The 19,828-nt window shown below is 65.6% G+C and carries 23 protein-coding genes and 1 pseudogene; 10 read left to right on the top strand and 14 right to left on the bottom strand.

The features are described from left to right. Positions 1–498 (top strand): 2-amino-4-hydroxy-6-hydroxymethyldihydropteridine diphosphokinase, encoded by a 498-nt coding sequence (gene folK, locus QUV25_RS00455; protein WP_300860575.1) that lies wholly within the window; start codon positions 1–3, stop codon positions 496–498. A gap of 15 nt (positions 499–513) precedes the next feature. Here folK and QUV25_RS00450 read toward each other — a convergent pair. Continuing rightward, positions 514–1,545: pseudogene (locus QUV25_RS00450) on the bottom strand (integron integrase). Positions 1,546–1,668: 123 nt separating this feature from the next. Between QUV25_RS00450 and QUV25_RS00445 the strand changes: the two are divergent. The 7 genes from QUV25_RS00445 (at position 1,669) to QUV25_RS00415 (ending at position 5,731) form a co-directional block, all read left to right on the top strand. Continuing rightward, positions 1,669–2,103, top strand: a complete 435-nt coding sequence (locus tag QUV25_RS00445; protein ID WP_300860574.1) for a hypothetical protein — start codon at positions 1,669–1,671, stop codon at positions 2,101–2,103. A 149-nt stretch (positions 2,104–2,252) separates the two neighbouring features. Then, entirely contained in the window at positions 2,253–2,936 is a 684-nt protein-coding gene (locus QUV25_RS00440) for a GNAT family N-acetyltransferase (protein WP_300860573.1), read from the top strand. A gap of 127 nt (positions 2,937–3,063) precedes the next feature. Further along, positions 3,064–3,495: a GNAT family N-acetyltransferase gene (locus QUV25_RS00435; RefSeq protein ID WP_300860572.1), complete on the top strand. Its 432-nt coding sequence runs from the start codon at positions 3,064–3,066 to the stop codon at positions 3,493–3,495. Positions 3,496–3,627: 132 nt separating this feature from the next. After that, entirely contained in the window at positions 3,628–4,092 is a 465-nt protein-coding gene (locus QUV25_RS00430) for a hypothetical protein (RefSeq protein ID WP_300860571.1), read from the top strand. A gap of 161 nt (positions 4,093–4,253) precedes the next feature. Then, the gene (locus QUV25_RS00425; RefSeq protein WP_300860570.1) at positions 4,254–4,724 is read left to right on the top strand and encodes a hypothetical protein; all 471 of its coding nucleotides are present in this window, start codon (positions 4,254–4,256) and stop codon (positions 4,722–4,724) included. Between the two features lie 156 nt (positions 4,725–4,880). Continuing rightward, entirely contained in the window at positions 4,881–5,324 is a 444-nt protein-coding gene (locus tag QUV25_RS00420) for a DUF3592 domain-containing protein (protein ID WP_300860569.1), read from the top strand. 185 nt (positions 5,325–5,509) lie between these two features. Continuing rightward, positions 5,510–5,731, top strand: a complete 222-nt coding sequence (locus QUV25_RS00415; protein ID WP_300860568.1) for a DUF6429 family protein — start codon at positions 5,510–5,512, stop codon at positions 5,729–5,731. Between the two features lie 15 nt (positions 5,732–5,746). Here the strand turns inward: QUV25_RS00415 and pdxH are convergent, their stop codons facing one another. Together pdxH and QUV25_RS00405 are read right to left on the bottom strand one after the other, a co-directional pair. Beyond that, entirely contained in the window at positions 5,747–6,382 is a 636-nt protein-coding gene (pdxH, locus tag QUV25_RS00410) for a pyridoxamine 5'-phosphate oxidase (RefSeq protein WP_300860567.1), read from the bottom strand. A gap of 44 nt (positions 6,383–6,426) precedes the next feature. After that, positions 6,427–7,092 carry a gamma-glutamylcyclotransferase gene (locus QUV25_RS00405; protein WP_300860566.1) on the bottom strand — a complete coding sequence of 222 codons (666 nt, stop codon included), beginning with the start codon at positions 7,090–7,092 and terminating at the stop codon, positions 6,427–6,429. A gap of 109 nt (positions 7,093–7,201) precedes the next feature. On the opposite strand from QUV25_RS00405, the gene QUV25_RS00400 reads away from it, so the two are divergent. Further along, the gene (locus tag QUV25_RS00400; RefSeq protein ID WP_300860565.1) at positions 7,202–7,726 is read left to right on the top strand and encodes an OmpA family protein; all 525 of its coding nucleotides are present in this window, start codon (positions 7,202–7,204) and stop codon (positions 7,724–7,726) included. Positions 7,727–7,803: 77 nt separating this feature from the next. Here the strand turns inward: QUV25_RS00400 and gloA are convergent, their stop codons facing one another. From gloA to QUV25_RS00345, 11 genes are all read right to left on the bottom strand, one after another. Then, entirely contained in the window at positions 7,804–8,214 is a 411-nt protein-coding gene (gloA, locus tag QUV25_RS00395; protein WP_300860563.1) for a lactoylglutathione lyase, read from the bottom strand. A 34-nt stretch (positions 8,215–8,248) separates the two neighbouring features. Further along, positions 8,249–8,812: a PaaI family thioesterase gene (locus QUV25_RS00390; RefSeq protein WP_300860562.1), complete on the bottom strand. Its 564-nt coding sequence runs from the start codon at positions 8,810–8,812 to the stop codon at positions 8,249–8,251. A gap of 270 nt (positions 8,813–9,082) precedes the next feature. Continuing rightward, a complete protein-coding gene (locus tag QUV25_RS00385; protein WP_300860561.1) occupies positions 9,083–12,187 on the bottom strand; it encodes an efflux RND transporter permease subunit in 3,105 nt (1,034 codons plus the stop codon). After that, complete coding sequence (locus QUV25_RS00380; RefSeq protein WP_300860560.1) at positions 12,187–13,269, bottom strand: efflux RND transporter periplasmic adaptor subunit; 1,083 nt, start codon at positions 13,267–13,269, stop codon at positions 12,187–12,189. The genes QUV25_RS00385 and QUV25_RS00380 overlap by 1 nt, the downstream gene beginning before the upstream one ends. Before the next feature lie 61 nt (positions 13,270–13,330). Further along, positions 13,331–14,128: an SDR family NAD(P)-dependent oxidoreductase gene (locus tag QUV25_RS00375; protein ID WP_300860559.1), complete on the bottom strand. Its 798-nt coding sequence runs from the start codon at positions 14,126–14,128 to the stop codon at positions 13,331–13,333. A 13-nt stretch (positions 14,129–14,141) separates the two neighbouring features. After that, positions 14,142–15,269, bottom strand: coding sequence for an ankyrin repeat domain-containing protein (locus QUV25_RS00370; RefSeq protein WP_300860558.1), 1,128 nt, complete (start codon positions 15,267–15,269; stop codon positions 14,142–14,144). After that, positions 15,266–15,841 (bottom strand): RNA polymerase sigma factor, encoded by a 576-nt coding sequence (locus tag QUV25_RS00365; RefSeq protein WP_300860557.1) that lies wholly within the window; start codon positions 15,839–15,841, stop codon positions 15,266–15,268. Before QUV25_RS00365 ends, QUV25_RS00370 begins: the two co-directional genes overlap by 4 nt. 71 nt (positions 15,842–15,912) lie before the next feature. Then, positions 15,913–16,809, bottom strand: coding sequence for a hypothetical protein (locus QUV25_RS00360; protein WP_300860556.1), 897 nt, complete (start codon positions 16,807–16,809; stop codon positions 15,913–15,915). A 126-nt stretch (positions 16,810–16,935) separates the two neighbouring features. Beyond that, the gene (locus QUV25_RS00355) at positions 16,936–18,327 is read right to left on the bottom strand and encodes a HAMP domain-containing sensor histidine kinase (RefSeq protein ID WP_300860555.1); all 1,392 of its coding nucleotides are present in this window, start codon (positions 18,325–18,327) and stop codon (positions 16,936–16,938) included. Further along, complete coding sequence (locus tag QUV25_RS00350; RefSeq protein ID WP_300860554.1) at positions 18,324–18,986, bottom strand: response regulator transcription factor; 663 nt, start codon at positions 18,984–18,986, stop codon at positions 18,324–18,326. The genes QUV25_RS00355 and QUV25_RS00350 overlap by 4 nt, the downstream gene beginning before the upstream one ends. A gap of 69 nt (positions 18,987–19,055) precedes the next feature. After that, on the bottom strand, positions 19,056–19,277 hold the full coding sequence (locus QUV25_RS00345; RefSeq protein ID WP_300860553.1) for a hypothetical protein: 222 nt from the start codon (positions 19,275–19,277) through the stop codon (positions 19,056–19,058). Between the two features lie 165 nt (positions 19,278–19,442). On the opposite strand from QUV25_RS00345, the gene QUV25_RS00340 reads away from it, so the two are divergent. Continuing rightward, on the top strand, positions 19,443–19,826 hold the full coding sequence (locus tag QUV25_RS00340) for a hypothetical protein (protein WP_300860552.1): 384 nt from the start codon (positions 19,443–19,445) through the stop codon (positions 19,824–19,826). Positions 19,827–19,828 lie beyond the last annotated feature (2 nt).

The following is a 19,828-nucleotide window of genomic DNA, read 5'->3' as shown; positions in this document are numbered from 1 at the left end:
ATGACCCGGGCAGAGCGCCTCGCGCGGCCCGAGGTGCTGGCCTATGTGGGCCTGGGTGCCAACCTGGGCGATGCGCCCCAGGCGGTGCGCGATGCGATCGCCGCCCTGGAGGCCGCGCCCGGCGTGTCGCTCGTGCAGGCCTCCAGCCTCTACCGCAGCGCCCCGGTTGACGCCACCGGCCCCGATTACACCAACGCCGTGGCCTGCATCAGCACCACGCTCACCGCGCCCGCTTTGCTGCGCGCCTTGCAGACCATCGAAGACACCGCCGGCCGCGAGCGACCCTACCGGAACGCCCCGCGCACGCTGGACCTGGATCTGCTGCTTTACGGCAGCGCCCACATCGCCTCGCCCGACCTCACGGTGCCGCACCCGCGCATGGGGGAGCGGGCGTTTGTGTTGGTGCCATTGAGCCAGGTGGCGCCCGAGCTGGTGGACACAGAGGCCTTGCAAGCCGTTGCGGGGCAGGGTGTAGAACGGCTCGCCGCCACCGATTGACGGGCAGCGGCCATCTCAGGCTGGCAGCGCCGGCGCATCGAGCGGGCTGGCGGTTCCCCCGGCCGCCACCTTGAGCACATGGGTGTAGATCATGGTGGTGGACACATCCGAATGCCCCAGCAACTCCTGCACCGTGCGGATGTCGGTGCCTGCCTGCAGCAAGTGCGTGGCGAAGGAGTGGCGCAGCGTGTGGACGGAAACGTGCTTGGCGATGCCCGCCTGTGCCACGGCCTTCTTCAGCTCTCGATTCAGCCGATCTTCGTAGAGGTGGTGGCGCCGTTCCACGCCGGTCTGCGGGTCAACCGACAACTTGTGCGACGGAAACACCCAGAACCACGCCCAGCTTTCGCCCGCCCGTGGGTATTTGCGCTCAAGCGCGTGAGGCAGAAACACACCGCTTCGTCCGCTGGCGCGATCCTGGCCCCAGACGGCTCTGGCATGGGCCAGCTGCGCCTGTAGCCGTGCCAGCAGCGACTTGGGCAGCATCACCACCCTGTCTTTGTCGCCTTTTCCGCTGCGCACCACAATGGCGTTGCGGGCGAAATCCACGTCCTTCACCCGCAATCCCAAAGCTTCGCGAAGGCGCAGCCCACTGCCATACAGCAGGGCAGCCATCAGCGCCTCGGTGCCGGCCATCAAGCCCAGAACAGCCTGCACCTCTTGGACCGTCAAAACCACTGGAATGCGCTTGCGTTCCGGCGGCCGACCGATCTGCTGCATCCAGGGCAGTTCCATGCCCAGCACCTGCCGTTACAGAAAAAGCAAAGCGTTGAGCGCCTGCCGGTGGGTAGCGGGTGCCACCTGTTTCTCGTTGGCCAGCATGGTCAGGAAGCCTTTCACCTCCGCCTGCCCCATCTCGCGCGGGTGACGAAAACCGCCGCCGCTGCGTGCCGCCCACAACACAAACGCCTTGGCCCAGTAGACGTAAACCTTCTCGGTCTGTAGGCTGTAATGCAGGTAGCGAACGCGTTCGCGCACCTGATCCAGCAGCCGGGCGGACCGGGGAGGGACCCAGTCGGGTTTGTCGGATCTGTTAAAACTGTTTATGCATACAGTATGAGGCGCTACAGGATTGATTTCAAACACATTTTGGGGATGTCATGAGACTTTGTTTAACGGCAGCGGTTGTGGGTATCCGGCGTTTTGCCGTTTAAATCAAAGTTAGGCGTCATGCAAAACTCCGCGCGCTCCTTCATTTCGATCGGTGCAGACCTCGGTGAACCTGAAGCAAACGCGCTCGCAGATCTGAAGATTCCTCTGTTCAGGCTGCTTTCCGAGTGGGTCAACTCGACACACTGCGCCGCTATTGATGAATACGCTCTTGTCTTGCGTTTCGACGGACGCTTCGCCCAATTCGGGGAGGAAGGCTTAGCACGCCTTCGTTTGGCTAAGGCTCGCAGGTACGTCACCGTCGATATTCAGATACCGGAGGCGGTCTGGAAGCCAATGAATGCCGAAGACTTCAAATCCTATTTGAGCCGTCAGGTCCTGCTTGCCCTCAGGGCCTGCGTCGCGCGCCTCCAAAAGGAGAAGTTCATTGTCGAAGAGCAAGCTCTTTTTGCCCAGGTAGGCATGGCAACGCAAGAGTACATTTCGGCAAAATGACGCCTAACCCTTCCATCGAGGGGATGCCCAAAAGGCTGCGCCTTTTAGTCACCCCTCATGTCAAACGTTAGGCCGCATAACCGGAGATGTGCGTGTGGACCAACCGAAACTACCTTCCTTTCTGCCGCGGCGAAAGATGAGGACTGAACATGCAGTGGCCTGACCTTGACGCAGCGTTTCGCGAGGTTCCCTTGCCGGAGGGCTATCGGTTCCGCCAGCTCAGGCATAGTGACGTTCCAGCCCTTCGTGCGGCAATTGCTGAGTGGCATCCCGATGTCTCCGTAGGCGCTGCCAGTTGCTACCTTGAACAGGACTTCTACGAAACAACCGCTACGTTTGCCGGCGAGACGGAGCGCGATCTCTTGATCGTGCTGGTTTGGAAGGAGGAAGAACTCGTCGGCTTCGTGTCCTGGGATCGCGAGCGCGCCCAGCAGTCCCTGTATGGCCGATTCGGTGTCATCTCCCCGGCTCACCGAGGAGCCAAGCTCTCGACCTGCATGATGCAACTTGGAGAGACGATCGCCCGCGCCATGGGCGCTGGCTTCATCTATACGCTGGCAACGCTGAAGGTTGCGAGCATGCAACTCGCTCTCGAGCGCGCCGGCTATCAGTTGCTCGGGATCGCTCCCGGCTATGACCGCGAGCTCGTGGCGCCGGGAGTCGTTAAACGCGTGTACGAGGCTTGGTATGCGAAAGTACTTGTGCCCGACAGCGAACTGCTTCGCCCAGATCCCACCAAGATGACGCCGAAGACCAGGGAGCTCTTCCAGTTGCTGTTCCCGCACCTCATTCAACCGAACCAGCCGCCAACGAGCGTGCCGAATGCGGCCTAACCCCTCGGTCAACCGGACCCGCTACGGCAGGCAGCGTAAGGCGGGCGCGCAGCGGCTTCGCCACTGTCGCGCGCCCGCCTTACGCCGCCTGCCTCCGCGGGCCGGTTACCTCGAACGTTAGGCAAAAATGAGAATCATCGAATACACTATCGAGCGTTACGACGAGGTATTAGCTCTAATGCAGAAGACGCCAGGTGTCTCTATTCGCGATGCAGACTCACGAGAAGCAACAGCATTTTATCTGACGCGTAATCCTTCATTAAACTTTCTTGCTGAAGAAAACGGAAAAATTGTTGCTTGCGCCATGTGCGGTCATGATGGACGACGTGGTTATCTCCAGCACGTGATTGTCGAGACTGAATATCGCGGAAAAGAAATAGCCCATACACTAATCGAAAAATGTTTAAGAAATTTAGAGCTGATAGGAATTCTAAAGACTCATATTGATGTATTCGTGACGAACGAAATTGCGAATCGTTATTGGATTCGTCGAGGCTGGAAGAGGCGCGACGATATATACAAATATTCGATTACCAGAAATAAAAATGAAAACGCCTAACAAAGCAGTGGAGCCAACGAGCATGGCTGTCACATTTCGTGCTCCGAGCAGCACGAAATGCGCCAGCCATCATCGCGGCTCACTTTTAACGTTAAGCGTCGCAGCCACAACCCAGTCGCAAGGAACTGCAGCATGTTCCGAGATCCGCCGCCGAACACTCTTGTGCTGGAGGGCTTTGACGAGACCTTCACTCTCCCTGTTAAGGATGCTGTCTACTGCATCCTTCCCGACGGCAGATTCAGCATGTCGATTGAGTCTGAGAACCACCCTTTGATGGGCGAAGCGGTCTTCACCTTCGAGCGAGTCAGTATACCGGGTGGGCTTGCTACGGGCGCGGTGCTTTCCGTCCCCTACCCGCAGGGTGAACGTGAGAGCTTTGACGAGGCGAGCACACACCTCTACTTCGGCACTCACGACGACCCGCGGGAAGCCTTGGTCGAAGTTGTGGCATTGACACAGGGCGTCCTCGCGGTCGTAGGTCAGTTCCTTTGGCATGAGAGCTACGCTCCGGAGTTGGGAGGAATGCGCTATGCGAAAGGGCGCTTTAAAGCAGCGTGCCGCCGCGGGACGCACGAGGAACTGCGAGTCCTCATGTAGAAACGCCTAACCCTTCGCTCGAGCGGACCGCCACCGGGAAGTCGCTTGGCCCGCAAGACGGATGATGAACCACACCGCCTCGCGCGCCAAGCGCCTTCCCGGCGCCGGCCGCTCAGCTCAAACGTTAGGCTTCACAAACAACGCCGTCGCGACGTCACAAGATGCAAAGCTCCCAGCAGTCTCTGTACGCCGCGCTGAAGGACGATGTTGCTGCCGTCGCGGATCCGCTTTTCCGTCTTTCCGAGGCGCTCATAAGAAAGTATGGCAACTTTCTACCCCACGGCCTTGTACTTCATGACCTTGGCAAAGACACAGTTGTTGGAGCCGTCGAAGACAACGGCACTGGCAAAAGTAGCTCGACCCAAACTCTTCCCCTGGTACATGAAGGACTACGTCAAGAAGTTCGCACTAGATCGTCCCGCGCCATTGGTGTGGCTGAGAACGTGACGATCACACCAGACAGCGGAAGCAGAACGTGCGCGATCAAGGTGCTCTTTGAGCATAGAGACGGACTATGCGTGGCGCTTTACCTTCCGTTTAAGAGAAGGTTTCTCCGCGGCTACGAGTTCGGCAGCATCTTCACCATTGCGGCGGAGCCCGAAGTCAAGCCATGGGCACGCGGTGAAGCCTAACCCCTCGTTCAACCGGACGCGCTCCGGCAGGCCACCTTGGCCCGGTCGGCTGTACGCGGTACATTTTCGCCAACCGGGCCAAGGCGCCCTGCCTCCGCGCGCCGGTTAACTCGTTAGGCGTCGCAACGTGCCTTCCGAACCGCCACTTCGACACTCATGCAACTTAGCCCCCAAATCGCCAGTCTCATCGCCATTGTTTTAGGGCTTGGTTCCGGCGCCTACCTGCTCCGGTCACTGATCCGTCAGCATTCGTCAAAACGGTGGCCTACAACGATCGGAGAGATTCTGGAAAGCAACATTGAAGAAGACTCCGATGGTTGGGCTCCTCACGTCCGCTATGCGTATGCCGTCGAGAGGAAACACTACACGAACGACCGGCTCTACTTTCACCTCAGTAACGGAAGCACTGAGCGAGACGCCAGGAAGCATCTATCTCCCTATCCCGTTGGCAAGAGAGTCACCGTCTACTACAACCCACGAAAACCAGAGGAGGCTGTACTCGACAGACGAATGCCTTTGTGGTGGCCAATCTTCTGGTTTTTCTTCGCGCTTTTTATGCTAGTAGCCGGAGTGGCGATGTGGCGTGACGGAGCATTCTGAATCCATGAATCCTCTGCTTCGCGGATCGTTGGGGCATCTGAGAACGCCGCCTAACTCTACAGTCAAGCGGACCGCCACAAGCTGCGCTTGTAAAGCGCCCCGGTTTTCTTGGATCTTTATAGGTTTGAGTCAGACCTTCCCTGTGGAGACTGGAATGGTGAACCCGACTAATGTGGAGTCCGCACATGTGCGACGATCAGAAAATCGAAGAGGCGGTGTTGGCGCTGCTGGGCGCCTTTGCGTTCGACAACGGCCGAGCGTGGAAGCGGTTTGACTTTGGCGCGATGCAGGCCCTGGCCGCGAAGGGGCTGATCTCGGAACCCATGGGGCGTGCCGAATCGGTGCACCTCACGCCGGAAGGTTTGGCGCGGGCGAAGGCGTTGGCCCTGCAGTGTTTCGGTCGCTGAAAGCCGCCTCGGCGCTCAGGGCGCCAGCCGTTCCCGAAGCCACCCGCCGTCGGCCTGGCTGGTGTATCGCAGCCGGTCGTGCAAGCGGCTCTTGCGGCCTTGCCAGAATTCCCAGCGCTCGGGTTTGAGGCGGTAGCCGCCCCAGTGGGGCGGGCGGGGGGGCTGCAGCAGGAACTGCGCGCCGTATTTGGCGGCGTTGGTCACCAGGACCGTGCGGCTTTCGATCACCTCGCTTTGCGGGCTGGCCCAGGCGCCGATGCGGCTGTCGAGCGGGCGGCTTTTGAAGTAGGCGTCGCTTTCTTCTTCGCTCACCTTTTCCACCACGCCTTCGATGCGCACCACCCGCTCCAGCTCGACCCAGTGAAACTGAAGCGCGGCAAACGGGTTGCCGGCGAGTTCGCGGCCTTTGCGGCTGGCGTAGTTGGTGTACCAGACGATGCCGTGTTCATCAAAGCCTTTGATGAGCACGATGCGGGTGCTGGGCCGCAGATCGCTGCCCACGGTGGCGACCGTCATGGCGTTGGGCTCGGGGACCTCGCTGCTGATGGCCTCGGTCAGCCATTGGTCAAACTGTTTGAGCGGGTCGCCGTGAGAGGCGGACTCGCTGAGCTCGGCTTTTTCGTAGCTCTTGCGCAGGTCGGCGATGTTCATGCGGGCAGTATAGGCAGGGCCTGCGCCACAGGGCCTGCGCTGGGTCAATCGGAAGCCTGTTCTGGGGCGGTGAGCCGCAGCAGGCGTGCCAGGGCGCGGTCTTCAATGCCGTGCTCGCGCAGGCCGTGCAGGGTCTGGCGGGCATAGTCGAGCGTGCTGCCGTAGCGGCCCACCGAGTGGGCGAAGATCTCTCGGTATTGATCGTCGCTCAGCGGCCCGGTGTGGTTGGGGCTGCGGTGCGACAGCGTGAAGCTCAGTGCGGGCACCCAGCCTTGTGCGGTCTGGGCGGGCAGCCATTTCGGGTCGTACACCGGGTTGGGCATTTCGCGCGCCCACAGCGCCGGCATCAGCGCTTCCACCCGCTCGTGCGGAATGCGCAGGGCCAGGCCTTGCACGCTGCCGCCGCGCATGAGCGCAAACACCAGACCGGGGCGCTCGGGCGTGCCCCTGTTGACGCGGCTCCACATCTGCAGGCAGCGGTGGTGGCCGTGCACCCGCGCCAGCCGCGTTTCAGCCGCTTCGAACTCCGGGCGCCAGACCAGCGAGGCGTAGCCAAACACCCAGAGATCGGGCCGCGGCCCCATGGCGCGCCAGGCAGCCAGGGTGTCGACCATCATCTGCGCGCCATTGCGCTCGGCCGGCACCCAAGTGCGCAGTCGCGGCAGGCGGGGGAGGGTGATGGGGGCGGGCCGGGCAGTGTGGGTGGGCATTTACAATCGTGGGTTGTTTCGGTTGGCCATGTTCATGGCTCGCCAGCCGCCAGCGGGCTTGTACAGGCCTTGGCGCTTTGATTTCTTTTTTTTTCACGGAGTCTGTTTCATGTCTTCCCAAGATACCGACGAGGATAGCCGCGTCGTCGCAGTGGTTGTGATTTTTGCGGTTTTGCTGGCCGTGGGCGTGGCCCTGGGCTTTGGCATCCACAAGGCCCGTGGTGGTGGCGCTGCGGCCTCCGCTTCGGTGTCCGCACCAGCGGCGGAGGCGGCACCAGCCGCTGCCATGGCGGCGGTGGGTGAAGACGCGAGCGTGGTGGTGGAAAACGGCGTGGTGAAGTTTTACTTTGCGTCTGGCAAGGCCGACCTGGCCGCTGGTGCGCTCGGTGCGCTGGGTGACGCGATTGCCGCCGCCCAGGCCGGCAAGCAGCTGGTGATTTCGGGTTTTCACGACGCCACTGGCGACGCGGCCTTCAACGCCGAGCTCGCCAAGCAGCGCGCCATGGGCGTGCGCGACGCGCTGATGGGCGCTGGCGTGGCTGAAACCAGCATCGAGCTGAAGAAGCCGGAAGAGACCACCGGCAGCGGCAACAACGCCGAGGCGCGCCGCGTCGAGGTGGTGATCGCGCAGTAAAGCGCGCAGAGCTGACGAAAAAAAGCCCGGTTGTCCGGGCTTTTTGCTGGGCGGCCGGTTTCAGCGGCGTGCTGGGTTCAGCTCAGGCCCACACCAGCGGCGTGTTCGGGGCGCTGGATGAGCTCGATCTTGTAGCCGTCGGGGTCGGTCACGAAGGCGATCACGGTCTTGCCGCCTTTGACCGGACCGGCCTCGCGCGTCACGTTGCCGCCGGCGGCCTTGATCTTTTCGCAGGCGGCGTAAGCGTCGGTCACGCCGAGTGCGATGTGGCCGTAGGCCGTGCCCATCTCGTAGCTGTCGGTGCCCCAGTTGTGGGTCAGCTCGATTTCGGCCTGCGCCGGGTTGCCCTCGTAGCCCACAAAGGCCAGCGAGTACTTGTACTCGGGGTTCTCCGAGGTGCGCAGCAACTGCATGCCCAGCACCTGGGTGTAGAAGTCGATGGAGCGCTGCAGGTTGCCTACGCGCAGCATGGTGTGAAGAAGTCGCATGCCGAAAGTCCTTGCTCGGGGATTCAAAGGGTGATTATGTCGTCGCACCGCCGGCCGGCTTGTGCTGCAGGTCGAACACCAGGCAGGTGGTGGTGGCATGGGCGTAGAGCGTGCCGTCGGGTCCGACCAGCTGCGCATCGGCCGTGGCGAGCTGGCGCCCGGAGTGGATGACGCGGCCAATGGCGCGCACGCGCGGCACCTTGAGGGTGAGCGCGCGCACGATGTTCACGCTCAGCTCGGCGGTGGTGTAGCCGCGGCCCGGCAGCATTTTGGTGTGCACGGCACAGCCCAGCGCAGAGTCCAGGATGGTGGCGAACCAGCCGCCGTGCACCGTGCCCATGGGGTTGAGATGCTCTGGTCCCGGCGTGCCCTGGAAAGTGGCGGTGCCGTCGCCGATATCGATCGCCATGAAATCGAGCGTGCGCGCAATGGCTGCAAAAGGCAGCTCGCCGCGCAGCATGGCCTGCATCTGTTCCAGACCGGTCTTGCCGGCGATCTGCTCCGGGCGCGCCACGCCGGGGCCCGGGCCGCTGTTCAGGTGTCGGAGTACGGAGGCTTCTTCGGCCAGCCAGTCGTCAAGCAGGGAATGTGTGGTCATGGGGGTGATATCGATGGAGCAGGGAAAAAGTGTAGCTAGTCCGTGCGCCAGGGCTTGTCACCTGCGCAGGGGGCCCAACCGCTTTCTTTGCCGTGGGTTGTCTCGTCCGGGAAATGCCCGGTAAGACCACAGACGGACCAGGGTGGTGCGAATTGCCCGGAAGTCTGCCGCTGGCTCAAGCTCAGCAGCAGGCGCAGCAGCTGATGGAGCAGGCGATTGCGCGCGCGCTCCGACAGTCTGGTGCAGGCCTGCGAGCTGGCGGGCTGAGCGTCAGCGATCGGCGCTGTCGACCTGTTGCAGCTCGGCAGCCAGCCGCTCGCCCTGCTGGGCGCGGGGCTTCACCAGCCGCGCGATGCCCAGGTACAGAACGGGCGTGAGGAAGAGGGTGAACAGCGCAGCGATCGACAGCCCGCCAAAGATCACCCAGCCGATGGCGGCGCGCGATTCAGCGCCAGGGCCCGCGCCCAGCACCAGGGGCAGGGCACCCAGCACGGTGGAGGCCATGGTCATCATGATGGGGCGCAGTCGGGTGGTGGCGGATTCCAGCGCGGCCTCTGCCACGCTGCGCCCGGCGTCACGCAGCTGGTCGGCGAACTCCACCATGAGGATGCTGTTTTTCGCCATCACGCCCACCAGCAGCAGCAGCCCGATCTGGCTGTAGAGGTTGACCGAAGTGCCGCTGGCCAGCATGGCGAACACGGCGGCGGCCAGACCAAACGGCACGCTGATCAGCACCACGCTGGCACTTGTGACGCTCTCGAACTGTGCCACCAGCACCAGGAACACGACCAGCAGCGCCAGAGCGAAAGTGATCACCATGTCGCGCCCGCTCTGCTCCAGCGTGGCGGCGTCGCCGCGAAACAGCAGGCCCATGCCGTCAGGCAACTCGCTGGCGGCCAGCGTACGCAGCTCGTTGACCACGGTCTGCAGCGGTACCCCTTCGCGGTTCACTGCGCTCATCTCGACCGCGCGTCGCTGGCCGAAGCGCTCCAGCTCAGGCGCGATGGCGGTCTCCTCGATGCGCACAAACTGCGACAGCGGCACCAGCCGGTCGCCGTCCGCCGTGCGGGCGCGCACGCTGTAGCTCAGCAGGTCGCCCGGGTCGGTGGCGCCGCGCGCGCTGGACTGCAGGAAGATCGGCACCGTGCGGTCGTTGACCGTGACATCGGCGACCTCGGTGCCGTCGACCAGCGCCCGCAGCACGGTGTCCAGACCGTCCAGGGGAACACCCAGCGCGCTGGCGCGTTCGCGGTCGATCTGCAGCGTGAGCTGGGGCTGGGTGGCGTTGTAGTCCACGCGCACATCGCGCAGCGCAGGCAGCTTCTCTTCGATGGCACGGGCAAACGCGTCGGCAGCCTCGGCGATGCGCGGGTAGTCGTCGCCGGTGATGGCCATCTGCACGCTGCCGTCGCCGCCGCCCACGCCGAGCGAATTGCCACCGCGGATGCGCACACGTGCACCAGGCAGGTTGTTGAGTTCGCGCTGCAGCTTCGCGGCCAGCTCGGCCTGGCTCTCGCTGCGCTCGCCCCAGTCGGCCAGCGGCGCCACGATCTCGGCGCGGTTGAGATCGAAGCGTCCGGTGATGGTGAAGAGGTTGGTCACCAGACCCTGGTCCTTCAGCGGTTGCACCACCGCCAGCGCGGATTCGAGCTGCTGGTCGGTGAAGCCCAGCCCCACACCATCAGGCGCATCGATGCGGATCGAGATCACGCCGCGGTCTTCGGTAGGGGTGAGCTCCTGGTCGAGCTGGGTGTAGGCGAACGCAGCGGCCGCCCCCAGCGCCACGCACACGCCCAGTACCCACCAGGCATGGGCCAGTGAAGCGGTGATGAGTCGCTGGTAAAGGTGCACGCCGCGCTCGCCCAAGGCAGACAGGCGCCGCCAGACGGGGCCGGGGGTGCGATTTTCAGGCAGTCGCGAGGCGATCATCGGGCCCAGAGAAAGGGCCACGAACGAGGAAATGGCCACCGCCACCGCCATCACAAAACCGAACTCGGCAAACAGGCGCCCGGTGGCCGAGGGCAGGAAGGAGATCGGCACGAACACCGCCACCAGCGTCGCGGTGGTGGCCACGATGGCAAAGAACACCTCGCGCGTACCCAGCACCGCCGCGGCGCGCGGCGGTGCGCCCAGGGCGCGTCGGCGCTGGATGTTTTCCAGCACCACGATGGCGTCGTCCACCACCAGACCGGTGGCCAGCAGCAGGGCCAGCAGCGTGATGAGGTTGATGGAAAAGCCCAGCAGCCAGATGGCAGCCAGCGTGCCGATCAGCGCGATGGGGATGGCCGCCACCGGCACCAGGGTGGCGCGCCACTGGCCGAGAAAAATGCCAACCACCGCCACCACGATCAGCACGGCGAGCACCAGACTGGTGGTGACTTCGGTGATGGCGCCGCGGATGAAGACCGCATCGTCCGCCACCACGCTCAGCCGAAGGTCGTCGCCTTCTCGGTTGAGCCGCTCCACCACGGCGCGCACGCCTTCGGAAATCGCCACGCTGTTGGACTGCGCCTGGCGCACCACACCCAGGCTGATCACGGTCTCGCCGTTGAGCCGAACATAGGCGCTGGGATCGGCCGGGCTGTAGAAAATGTCGGCCACATCGCCCAGCAACAGCTGCGGACCCAGGCGCAGCGCGCGCAGGCCCTCGGGTGAACTGGCGGTGGCGTTGGCGCGCACCAGCACTTCCTGCTCGCCCGATGCCAGGCTGCCCGCGGGCACGTCGACCCGCACCGAGCGCAGCAGCGTGGCCACGTCGTCCACCGATAGGTTGTAGGCCGCCAGACGCAGCGGGTCAATGCGCACCCGCATCACGCGTTCCCGGTTGCCAAACAGCGTGATGTCGGCCACACCTTCGACCGAGATCAACTCGGGCTCAATGCGGTCTTCCACCAGGCGAGAGAGCTCGTCGATGGCCAGCGATTTGCTCGACACCGCCAGCTGCACCACCGGCTCGGCGTCGGCATCGGCCTTGACGATGGTGAGGTTCTCCACGCCATCGGGCAGCGAGCCTTCGATGCGGGCCACGGCGTCGCGCACATCGTTGGCCGCACCCACCAGATCCACGCCAGGGTTGAACTCGATGATGACGCGGAAATTGCCCTCTTCGCTGGCCGAGCGCACCAGGAACACGCCCGGCACCCGGGCCGCAGCGCCCTCGACCACCCGCGTGACCTCGGCGTCGATGGTCTCGGGTGCAGCGCCAGGGTAGTCGGCGCGCACCGCCACGATCGGGCGGTCGATGTTGGGCAGCTCGCGCACTTCTACGCCCAGCCAGGCCCCCACCCCAGCGATCACGATCAGCAGGTTGATCACGATCACCAGCCAGGGCCGGCGAATCGACAGCGCCGGCAAGTCGCTTGCGCGGTCGTCCATCAGCGGATCTCGGCGGCGTTGCGCTCGCCCACCACGCGCACCGCGCGCCCTGGCCGCAGCCGCTGCACGCCCTCGACGACCACGGGCTCGCCCGCGCGCAGCGCGCTGTCGATCAACACCCGCCCGGCGGCGCGGCGCAATACGCGGGCCGGCACTGCCTCGGCCTTGCCCTCGCGCACCGCCCAGACAAAGGGTCCGTCTCGGTCGAACTGCAGGGCCAGCTCGGGCACGCTGATGCGCGGTTCGCCCGCCAGCACCAGGCGCACCTGGAACGACATGCCTGAGCGCAGCTGATCGTCTGCGTTGGGCAGCGTGGCGCGTACCCGCACGGTGCGCAGGGTGGCGTCGATGCGGCTGTCGACCTCGCGCACGGTACCGGCAATGGGGGCGCCGGGGTAGGCCGGGCTGGTCGCCTGCACCGGCTGGCCCGGCTTCAGGCGGGCGAGGTAGGCCTCGGGCAGCGAAAACTCCACCACCAGGTTGCGCCGGTCGTCGAGCGTGGTGATGGCGCTGCTGGGCGAGACCCGGTCACCCAGCTCCACCGCGGCAATACCCACCACGCCCGCAAACGGCGCATTCACCTTCAGTTCGTCCAGTGCCTGTCGGGCCTGAGCCAGCTCGATCTGCGCATTGCGCCGTGCGGCCACCGCTTCTTCAACTTCGATCTCGGGCACCGCCCCCGTGCCCCGAGCCGACTCGAAGCGCCGCGCCAGCAGGTTGGCAGTCTCCAGCCGCGCAGCGGCCAGGTCCACCGCCAGCCGCTGTGCGCGATCATCGAGCTGCAACAGCAGCTGTCCAGCCCGAACCGACTGGCCGGTGCGAAAAAGGACCCGGGTCACTTCGCCCTCGACCTGGGGAAACAGCGTGACCGAGCGTTGTGCCAGTCCGCTGCCCAGCACGTCCAGCGTCACGCTGTCGGAGAGCACCGAGCTGGGCGAGACGATGACAGGCGCGGCCTCTGGAGCGCGGGCGGGCTGGGCGGTCGCGAGGGGGACGGTCAGCAGACTGGCGCAGGCTACCGAGGCGGCGCTCGCTCGACGCGCCCAGCGAGGCAGATGCAAGAAAAGCGGAGCGATGCGCATGCCTGAATGGTAGTGCGCGGGCCGTGCCGGGCGTTGGCACTGCTTGCAATACCCCGGGAGCTCAGACCGGCACGGTGTAGTTCAGCGTCATGCGTCCGCCGTCCACCGTGACGATCTCGCCGGTGACGTAGCTGGCCGCGTCGCTCGCCAGCCAGGCCACGACGTCGGCGATTTCATCCGGCTCTCCCAGGCGGCCCATGGGTGTGCGGCTCAGCACTTTGGTGCGCGCGGCGTCGCTGGTGAGCACCGCCTTGGCGGCGAGCTCGGTGGCGATGGTGCCTGGCGCCACCGCGTTGACGCGAACGCCGTGCGGCGCCAGCGCGAGTGACATCACGCGCGTGAGCTGGTTGATGCCGCCCTTGCTCACGTTGTAGCTGGCGATGTTGGGAATGGCGAGCACACCGTTGACCGAGCTCATGTTGACGATGGCGCCGCTGCGCTCGGCCGCCATTTCGCGCGCCACCGCCTGGCCCACGAGAAACGAGCCCTTGAGGTTGATGCGCAGCACTTCGTCAAAGTCGGCTTCGCTCACGTCCAGGAAATCGGCCGCTTTGAAGATGCCGGCGTTGTTCACCAGCACGTCGATGCGGCCGTGGGTGGTCATGACCTTGGCCACCAGGTCGTCAACGTCAAGCTTGTCGCCGACATCGCAGTGGCGGTACATCGCGCCCAGCTCGGTGGCCAGCGCCTTGCCCGGCACATCGGCTACGTCGGCGATCACCACCAGGGCGCCTTCCTGCGCAAAGCGGCGCGCGCAGGCTTCACCGATGCCTTGCGCGCCACCGGTGACGATGACGACGCGGCCCTGGTGGCCGAACTGGATACGTGGCGGATCGGGCGGGGTGTGTGCTGGGCTCATGCTGAGATGTTACTCACCGCGGGCGCAGGCGCTGGGCGAGCGCATCGTGGCCTGCGCGCAGCGCCAGGTCGGCGGCGCTGGCGCCAGTGCGGTCGGCGCGGCGGGTGTCGGCGCCAGCCTGGAGCAGCAGCTCAGCGAGCGTGTCGTCACCTCGCAGGGCGGCGAGCATGAGTGCGGTCTGGCCGCTGCGGTTCACCGCGTTGACATCTGCGCCTTGCTCTAGCGCGGTTCGGCTGGCCAGGACATCCCCGCGCGCCGCTGCGGCCAGCAATGCGGCGCTGGCGGTGCTTGGCTGGGCCTGAGTCGCGCCGAGGGGTGCGGTATCGGCTGCCGATTCGGCAGCCAAGGGAGCAGCCGCTGCAGGCGCAGCGCGGCGCATCGCTGCGGCCGCAGGCGCCTGCGCGGGAGCGGCGGGGGCGCTGGCACCGGCACTTTCTGCGCGCGGTTCGGCGCTCGGGGTCGCTGCCGAAGGTGCCGCCTCGACCAGCGCTTCGGGCGCGCGGTCCCGTGAAGGCGTGGAAAGGGATGTGGCTGATGCGCTGGCCGTTGAACGGGCTGGGAAGGGCTCCGGGCTTGCGCCACTCAGCGCGGGTGTTTGCACGGCGGCTGGCGGCATGGGGGTGTCAGGCACTGGGCGGCTGGCGGACGCGGCTGCGGGGCTGGATGGCGCAGGCTTGGCGACCCGCTCGCGGGCGATGGTGTTCTCGCTGGTGTGGTCGTTAGGCTTCGCTGGCGCCACACCGACTTCGGGCGTTGCGCCAACGCGAGGTACTGGCGGCGACGCTTCGGGAACAGGTGCCGGTGGCGGCAAGGTGCTCGGCGCGCTGGGGCTGGGACGGCCCAGCGCGGTGTCCCGCTCGGCTTCGCTGCCGCGGTCGAATTGCAGCGCCAGCAGGCCAACAAGACCCAGCACGGCCAGGCTGCCCAGTGCGCGGAGCGTCCATTGGGCGTCGTTGGCGGCCGGGCGGGTGGTGGCCGAGGGCGCACGCGGCGCCGCAGCCGCGCGGGCCTTGGCGAGCACCTGCTCCCGCAGGGCGGGCGCCGGACGCGCGCTGTCCAGCGCGTTGGCCTCGTGGTACCGCTGCAGCAGCGGATCGTGGTCGCGAGAGGCAGTGTTTCGGGTGTCGTCGGGGCGGTTCATGCGAAAGCCTCCAGGGTTTCGCGCAGGCGGGTGCGGGCGTAGCGCAGGCGGCTTTTGGCGGTCTCGGCGCTCACGCCGGTGGTGGCCGCGATCTCGGCCACGCTCAGGCCGCCTTCGGCCTGCAGCAGAAAAGCTTCGCGTTGCAAGGGCGGCAGAGCGGCCAGCGCGTCCAGCAGCGCCTGCGCCTGCTCGCGCGAATCCAGCCGGCGCTCCGGACCAAAACCCGATTCGGCGGCCAGCGTGTCGGCGAGCGACGCGCCGTCTTCGGTGCTGGCATCCAGGCTGGCGTGGGGCCGGTGGCGGCGCCAGTGGTCGACCACGCGGTGGTGCGCCAGGGTGAACAGCCAGGTTCGAAAGCGAGCGCGCGCCTCGTAGCGCGCCGCTTCGCGCACCACGGTCAGCCACACTTCCTGCACCAACTCGTCGGCCAGCTCGGGCTGTTGCACGCTGCGCAGCACGAAACGCCACACCGGCAAGGCATGCCGGTCGTACAGCGTTTCGAACGCACGCGCGTCGCCATGGGCATAGGCCTGCATCAGGTGCCCGTCGCTGGGCTCGGCGCTGTCGTGCATGCGCTGGATTATGGGCGGCGACACCTGGCTGCCATCTCGCTCCAGCCACCCAACAGCGGCCACCTGTTGGCTCAGGAAGGATCGGGTGCGTAGCGCGACACCGCGGGTTCGGGGAACGGGTTGGGGCGGGGCGGCACTGCGCGCTGTGGAATCACGCCCATGGCCACCAGGTTGTCGAAGCTGTCGTACCGGATGCGGATGATCTCGTCGGGCCGCGAGCTGCGGCGCTCGAAGTTGGTGTGACCGACCCGGTCGCCTTCGCGTGCGCCGTGTCCCGTGCCCAGGCGTGGCGCGGGTGCCGCGGGTGCCATGCGGCGAGACGCCACCGGCGAGTCGGCCAGGCTCTCGGCGGATGCGCCGTCGGCTGATGCCCGCTGCTCGGCCATGGGGGCGGCGCTCTCGGCGCTGGCTTCGCCCGCGGCTGCGCCCAGGCGCTCTCGGTTCTGCGATGGGCTGTAGGGACGCGGTGCCGGCATCAACACCGGTGGTGGCACCACCTTCTCGCGGAACAGCGCCACACCGATCACACCCAGGTTGGCGGGGCGACCGGTTCGCTCAGCGTAGGAAGCGGGTGAGGCGGTGAAGTGGAACGCTGCGATCTCGCTGTCGCTCTTGCGCCAGCCCGTGACCTGGTAGCTCTGCCAGGCGCCGAGCACATAGCCGGTCTGGTGCAAGGCCGCGGTTTCTCCGGAAATGACGTTCACGCCATCGACCGAGACCACGTTCAGCGTGCGCCCCGAGCTGGTGTTGCGCAGGGCCACGGCGTAGCGCGCGCCGCTGCGCCCGGCGACCCAATGTTCACCCTGGTGGCGGTAGACCGGCAGCACTTCGCCGCTGTCGCGGTCGATCAGCTGCACATCGGCCAGGCGACCCAGGGCGTGGGCGCGCAGGGTGACCAGCAAGGCCATCACGCCGCAGGCGCTCAGCAGCAAGTGGCGGGGCAGGGTGGAGGAAGCAAGAGGGCGCATGGGTGAACTCCGAGAAAGTGGAAGGAGCTCACTGAAACGTTGGCCAGCGCAAAAAGGGGTTGAACGCGACCGGGCGCTTTTTGTAACGCTTTGCAAGCGCGCCGGCGACGGGGCCCCGCCAGGACCTCACGCGGGTGGCAGCGACGATCCGTTTGTGCGCAGGTGAACCCGCACCGTGAGGCCGCCGCCGGGCGTCTCCTCCAGCTCCAGGCGACCCTGGTGTTGCTGAACAATGCGGGAGGCGATCGCCAGGCCCAGCCCGCTGCCGTGACCTTGTTGAGGGGTCAGGCGAACGAAGCGCTGCAACGCGGCTTGGCGCTGGTCTGGCGCTATGCCTGGACCGTTGTCGCTCACCACCAGGCTCACTTCGTCACCGGCTTGCGTCACGCGCACGTCCACCCGGCTGCCCTCGGGCGTGTGGCGCAGCGCGTTGGACACCAGGTTGTTGAGCAGCACGCGCAGCTCCGCGGGGTTGCCGAGCACAGAGGCGCAGTCGTTGCCGACGCGGCCGAGGTCGATGTGGCGGGCCTCCGCCTGGGCCGAAAACGCCGCCACCACTTGGCTGGCCAGGTGGTCCAGGCGCACCACTTCGTTCTGCCGCTGCGCCAGCTCGGGCTCCAGCCGTGCCATCTGCAGCAGCTGCGCCACCAGGTGGGTTGCGCGGGCGATGCCCTGGTCCAGCTCGTCGAGCGCCGCCGAACGCTCCCCAACGCTGACCCGCCGAGCCAGCTGGGCCTGCAGCTTCACCGCGGCCAGTGGGGTGTTGAGTTCGTGGGCGACGTCGGCGATGAGCTGCCGCTGACCCGAGAGCAACTGATCCACCCGCTCCAACAGCTGGTTGAGCGCGCTGGCGAGCGGCTGCAATTCGTCGGGCAGTTCGTCGGCAGCCACGGCGTGCAGATCATTGACCTCGCGCCTTCCGATTTCCCGGCCAAGCTGATCCAGCGGCAACAAGGCCTGGGTGACCGCGGCATGGATCAGCAGGCTGAGCAGCAACACCAGCAGGCCCAGCGGCACCAGCAGCCAGGGCACGAGGTCGGCAAACCCCTGGGCCCGGTTGGCCGAGGTGACCGCGACCTGCACCATCTGGCGACGGTCGGCCACGGTGTAGACCCGCCAGTCTTCGTCCTCCCACCGCACCACGTGAAAGCCCGTGGGCTGCAGCGGCGGGCCTACGTTGTCCAGCGAGGAATACACGAGCTGGCCAGCGTCGTCCCAGATCTGGCTCACGAACTGACCCAGGTCTTCGATCTCGATCGCTTCGCCGTTGTCAATGGCGTCCGAAGCGATGGAGTGGTCCCGAAGTGCGGTTTCGGGGGCGGGCGTCATCAACGGGCGCACCAGCGCCGGCTTGATGCCGTGGCGCACCACCGAATAGGCGATCTGCTCCAGACCATAGTCGCGGATGCGGTTGAAGCCGTTCCAGGCGAGCAGGTAGGTCAGCACGCTGACCAGCACGCCCGTGACGATGAGAGCGCCGATCTGCCACAGCAGCAAGCGCTGACGAATCGAGTTCAATCGGCCTCGACCAGCTTGTAGCCGACGCCGCGCACGTTCTTGATCCACGCGGCGCCCAACTTCTTGCGCAGATGATGAAGATGGACCTCGACCGCGTTGCTCGCGACCTCGTCCTGCCAGCCGTAGAGGCGGCTTTCCAACTGCTCGCGCGAAAGCACGGTGCCGGGCCGCTCGATCAGCACCGCGAGCAGGTCGAACTCGCGCGCGGCCAGCGTCACCGGCTTGCCGTCCAGCAGTACCTGGCGCTTGAGCGGTTGAACCACCAACCGGCCCAGGCGCATTTCTGGCTCACCCCGACCGCTGCGGCGGCGCCCCAGGGCGTGGATGCGGGCGATCAGCTCGTCGAGGTCAAACGGCTTGGTGAGGTAGTCGTCGGCACCCAGGTTGAGGCCAGCCACACGGTCGCTCACTGCGTCGCGCGCAGAGACCACCAGCACCGCCACCTCCTGCTGCTGGCTGCGAAGCCACCGCAACACCTGCAGGCCGTCTTTGCCTGGCAGGCCGATATCAAGCAGCAGCAGGTCGTAGGCCACAGCGTGCAGGGCTGCCTCCGTGGCCTTGCCGTCGCGCACCCAGTCGACGTTGAAGCCTGCCAGGCGCAGGCCACGCTCAATGCCGCTTCCCAGCATCGAGTCGTCTTCAGCCAGCAGAATCTTCATCGATTGAAGTGTGCGCGAAAAAAAAGCGGGGAGAACCCCGCTTGGACCAGTCGATCCGGCTGAGATGGATCAGGACTTCTTGTCTTCCTTCTTCATTTCCTTCTTCTCTTCTTTCTTCATTTCTTCCTTCTTGGCTGGAGCGGCGGTGGTGGTGCCGGTGGCGGTGCCCGAAGCGGCAGCGGTGGCTGCGACAGCAGGCTTGGCGGCAGCGGGGGCGGCCGGGGTGGTGGCGTGGGCCACACCGATCGACAGCAGTGCGGAAGAAATCAGGGCGATCAGGGTCTTGCTCATGGAGGGTCCGTTGGATGAATGAAAAAATCGTCGTGGGTCGGCGACCGCGACGGAGCGCATTCTGTGCCTGTGAGACTTAGGGAACATTTAAATCAACTGCCCTCTGACCGTCTGTTAAAACCGAAGCCGTGCCGCCGTCCGGCGCCGATGTACTCAGGAGTTGTCATGACCGTGTTTCACAAGACCGTGCTGTTCACCGACACCGACGGCCGCGCGCGTTTTCGCGAAGAGACCGTGGCGCTCTCTGAAGGCACGCCCGCCGCACGCCTATCTCCACTGATGGCCAGCGGCGGCTACCAGCTGCGCCAGAGCCCGGTGGGTTTTCGCAGCGAGTTCCACTGCACCGGAGCGCCGCAGTGGCTGTTCGTGTTGCAGGGTCGCATGGAGATCGGCCTGCAAGATGGCAGCACCCGCGAGTTCGGTCCCGGCGAGCACTTCTATTCGGCCGACACCTTGCCCGAAGGCGCCGTGTTTGACCCTCAGCGGCACGGTCATCGCAGCCGGCAGGTGGGCGACGAGCCGCTGGTGACACTGTTTGTGCGCGGTTGACG

Origin of the sequence: Hydrogenophaga sp., assembly GCF_030373245.1 — a bacterium.
In the GTDB taxonomy this organism is placed as follows: Bacteria; Pseudomonadota; Gammaproteobacteria; order Burkholderiales; family Burkholderiaceae_C; genus Hydrogenophaga.
This window is presented reverse-complemented; position numbering and strand designations above follow the sequence as displayed.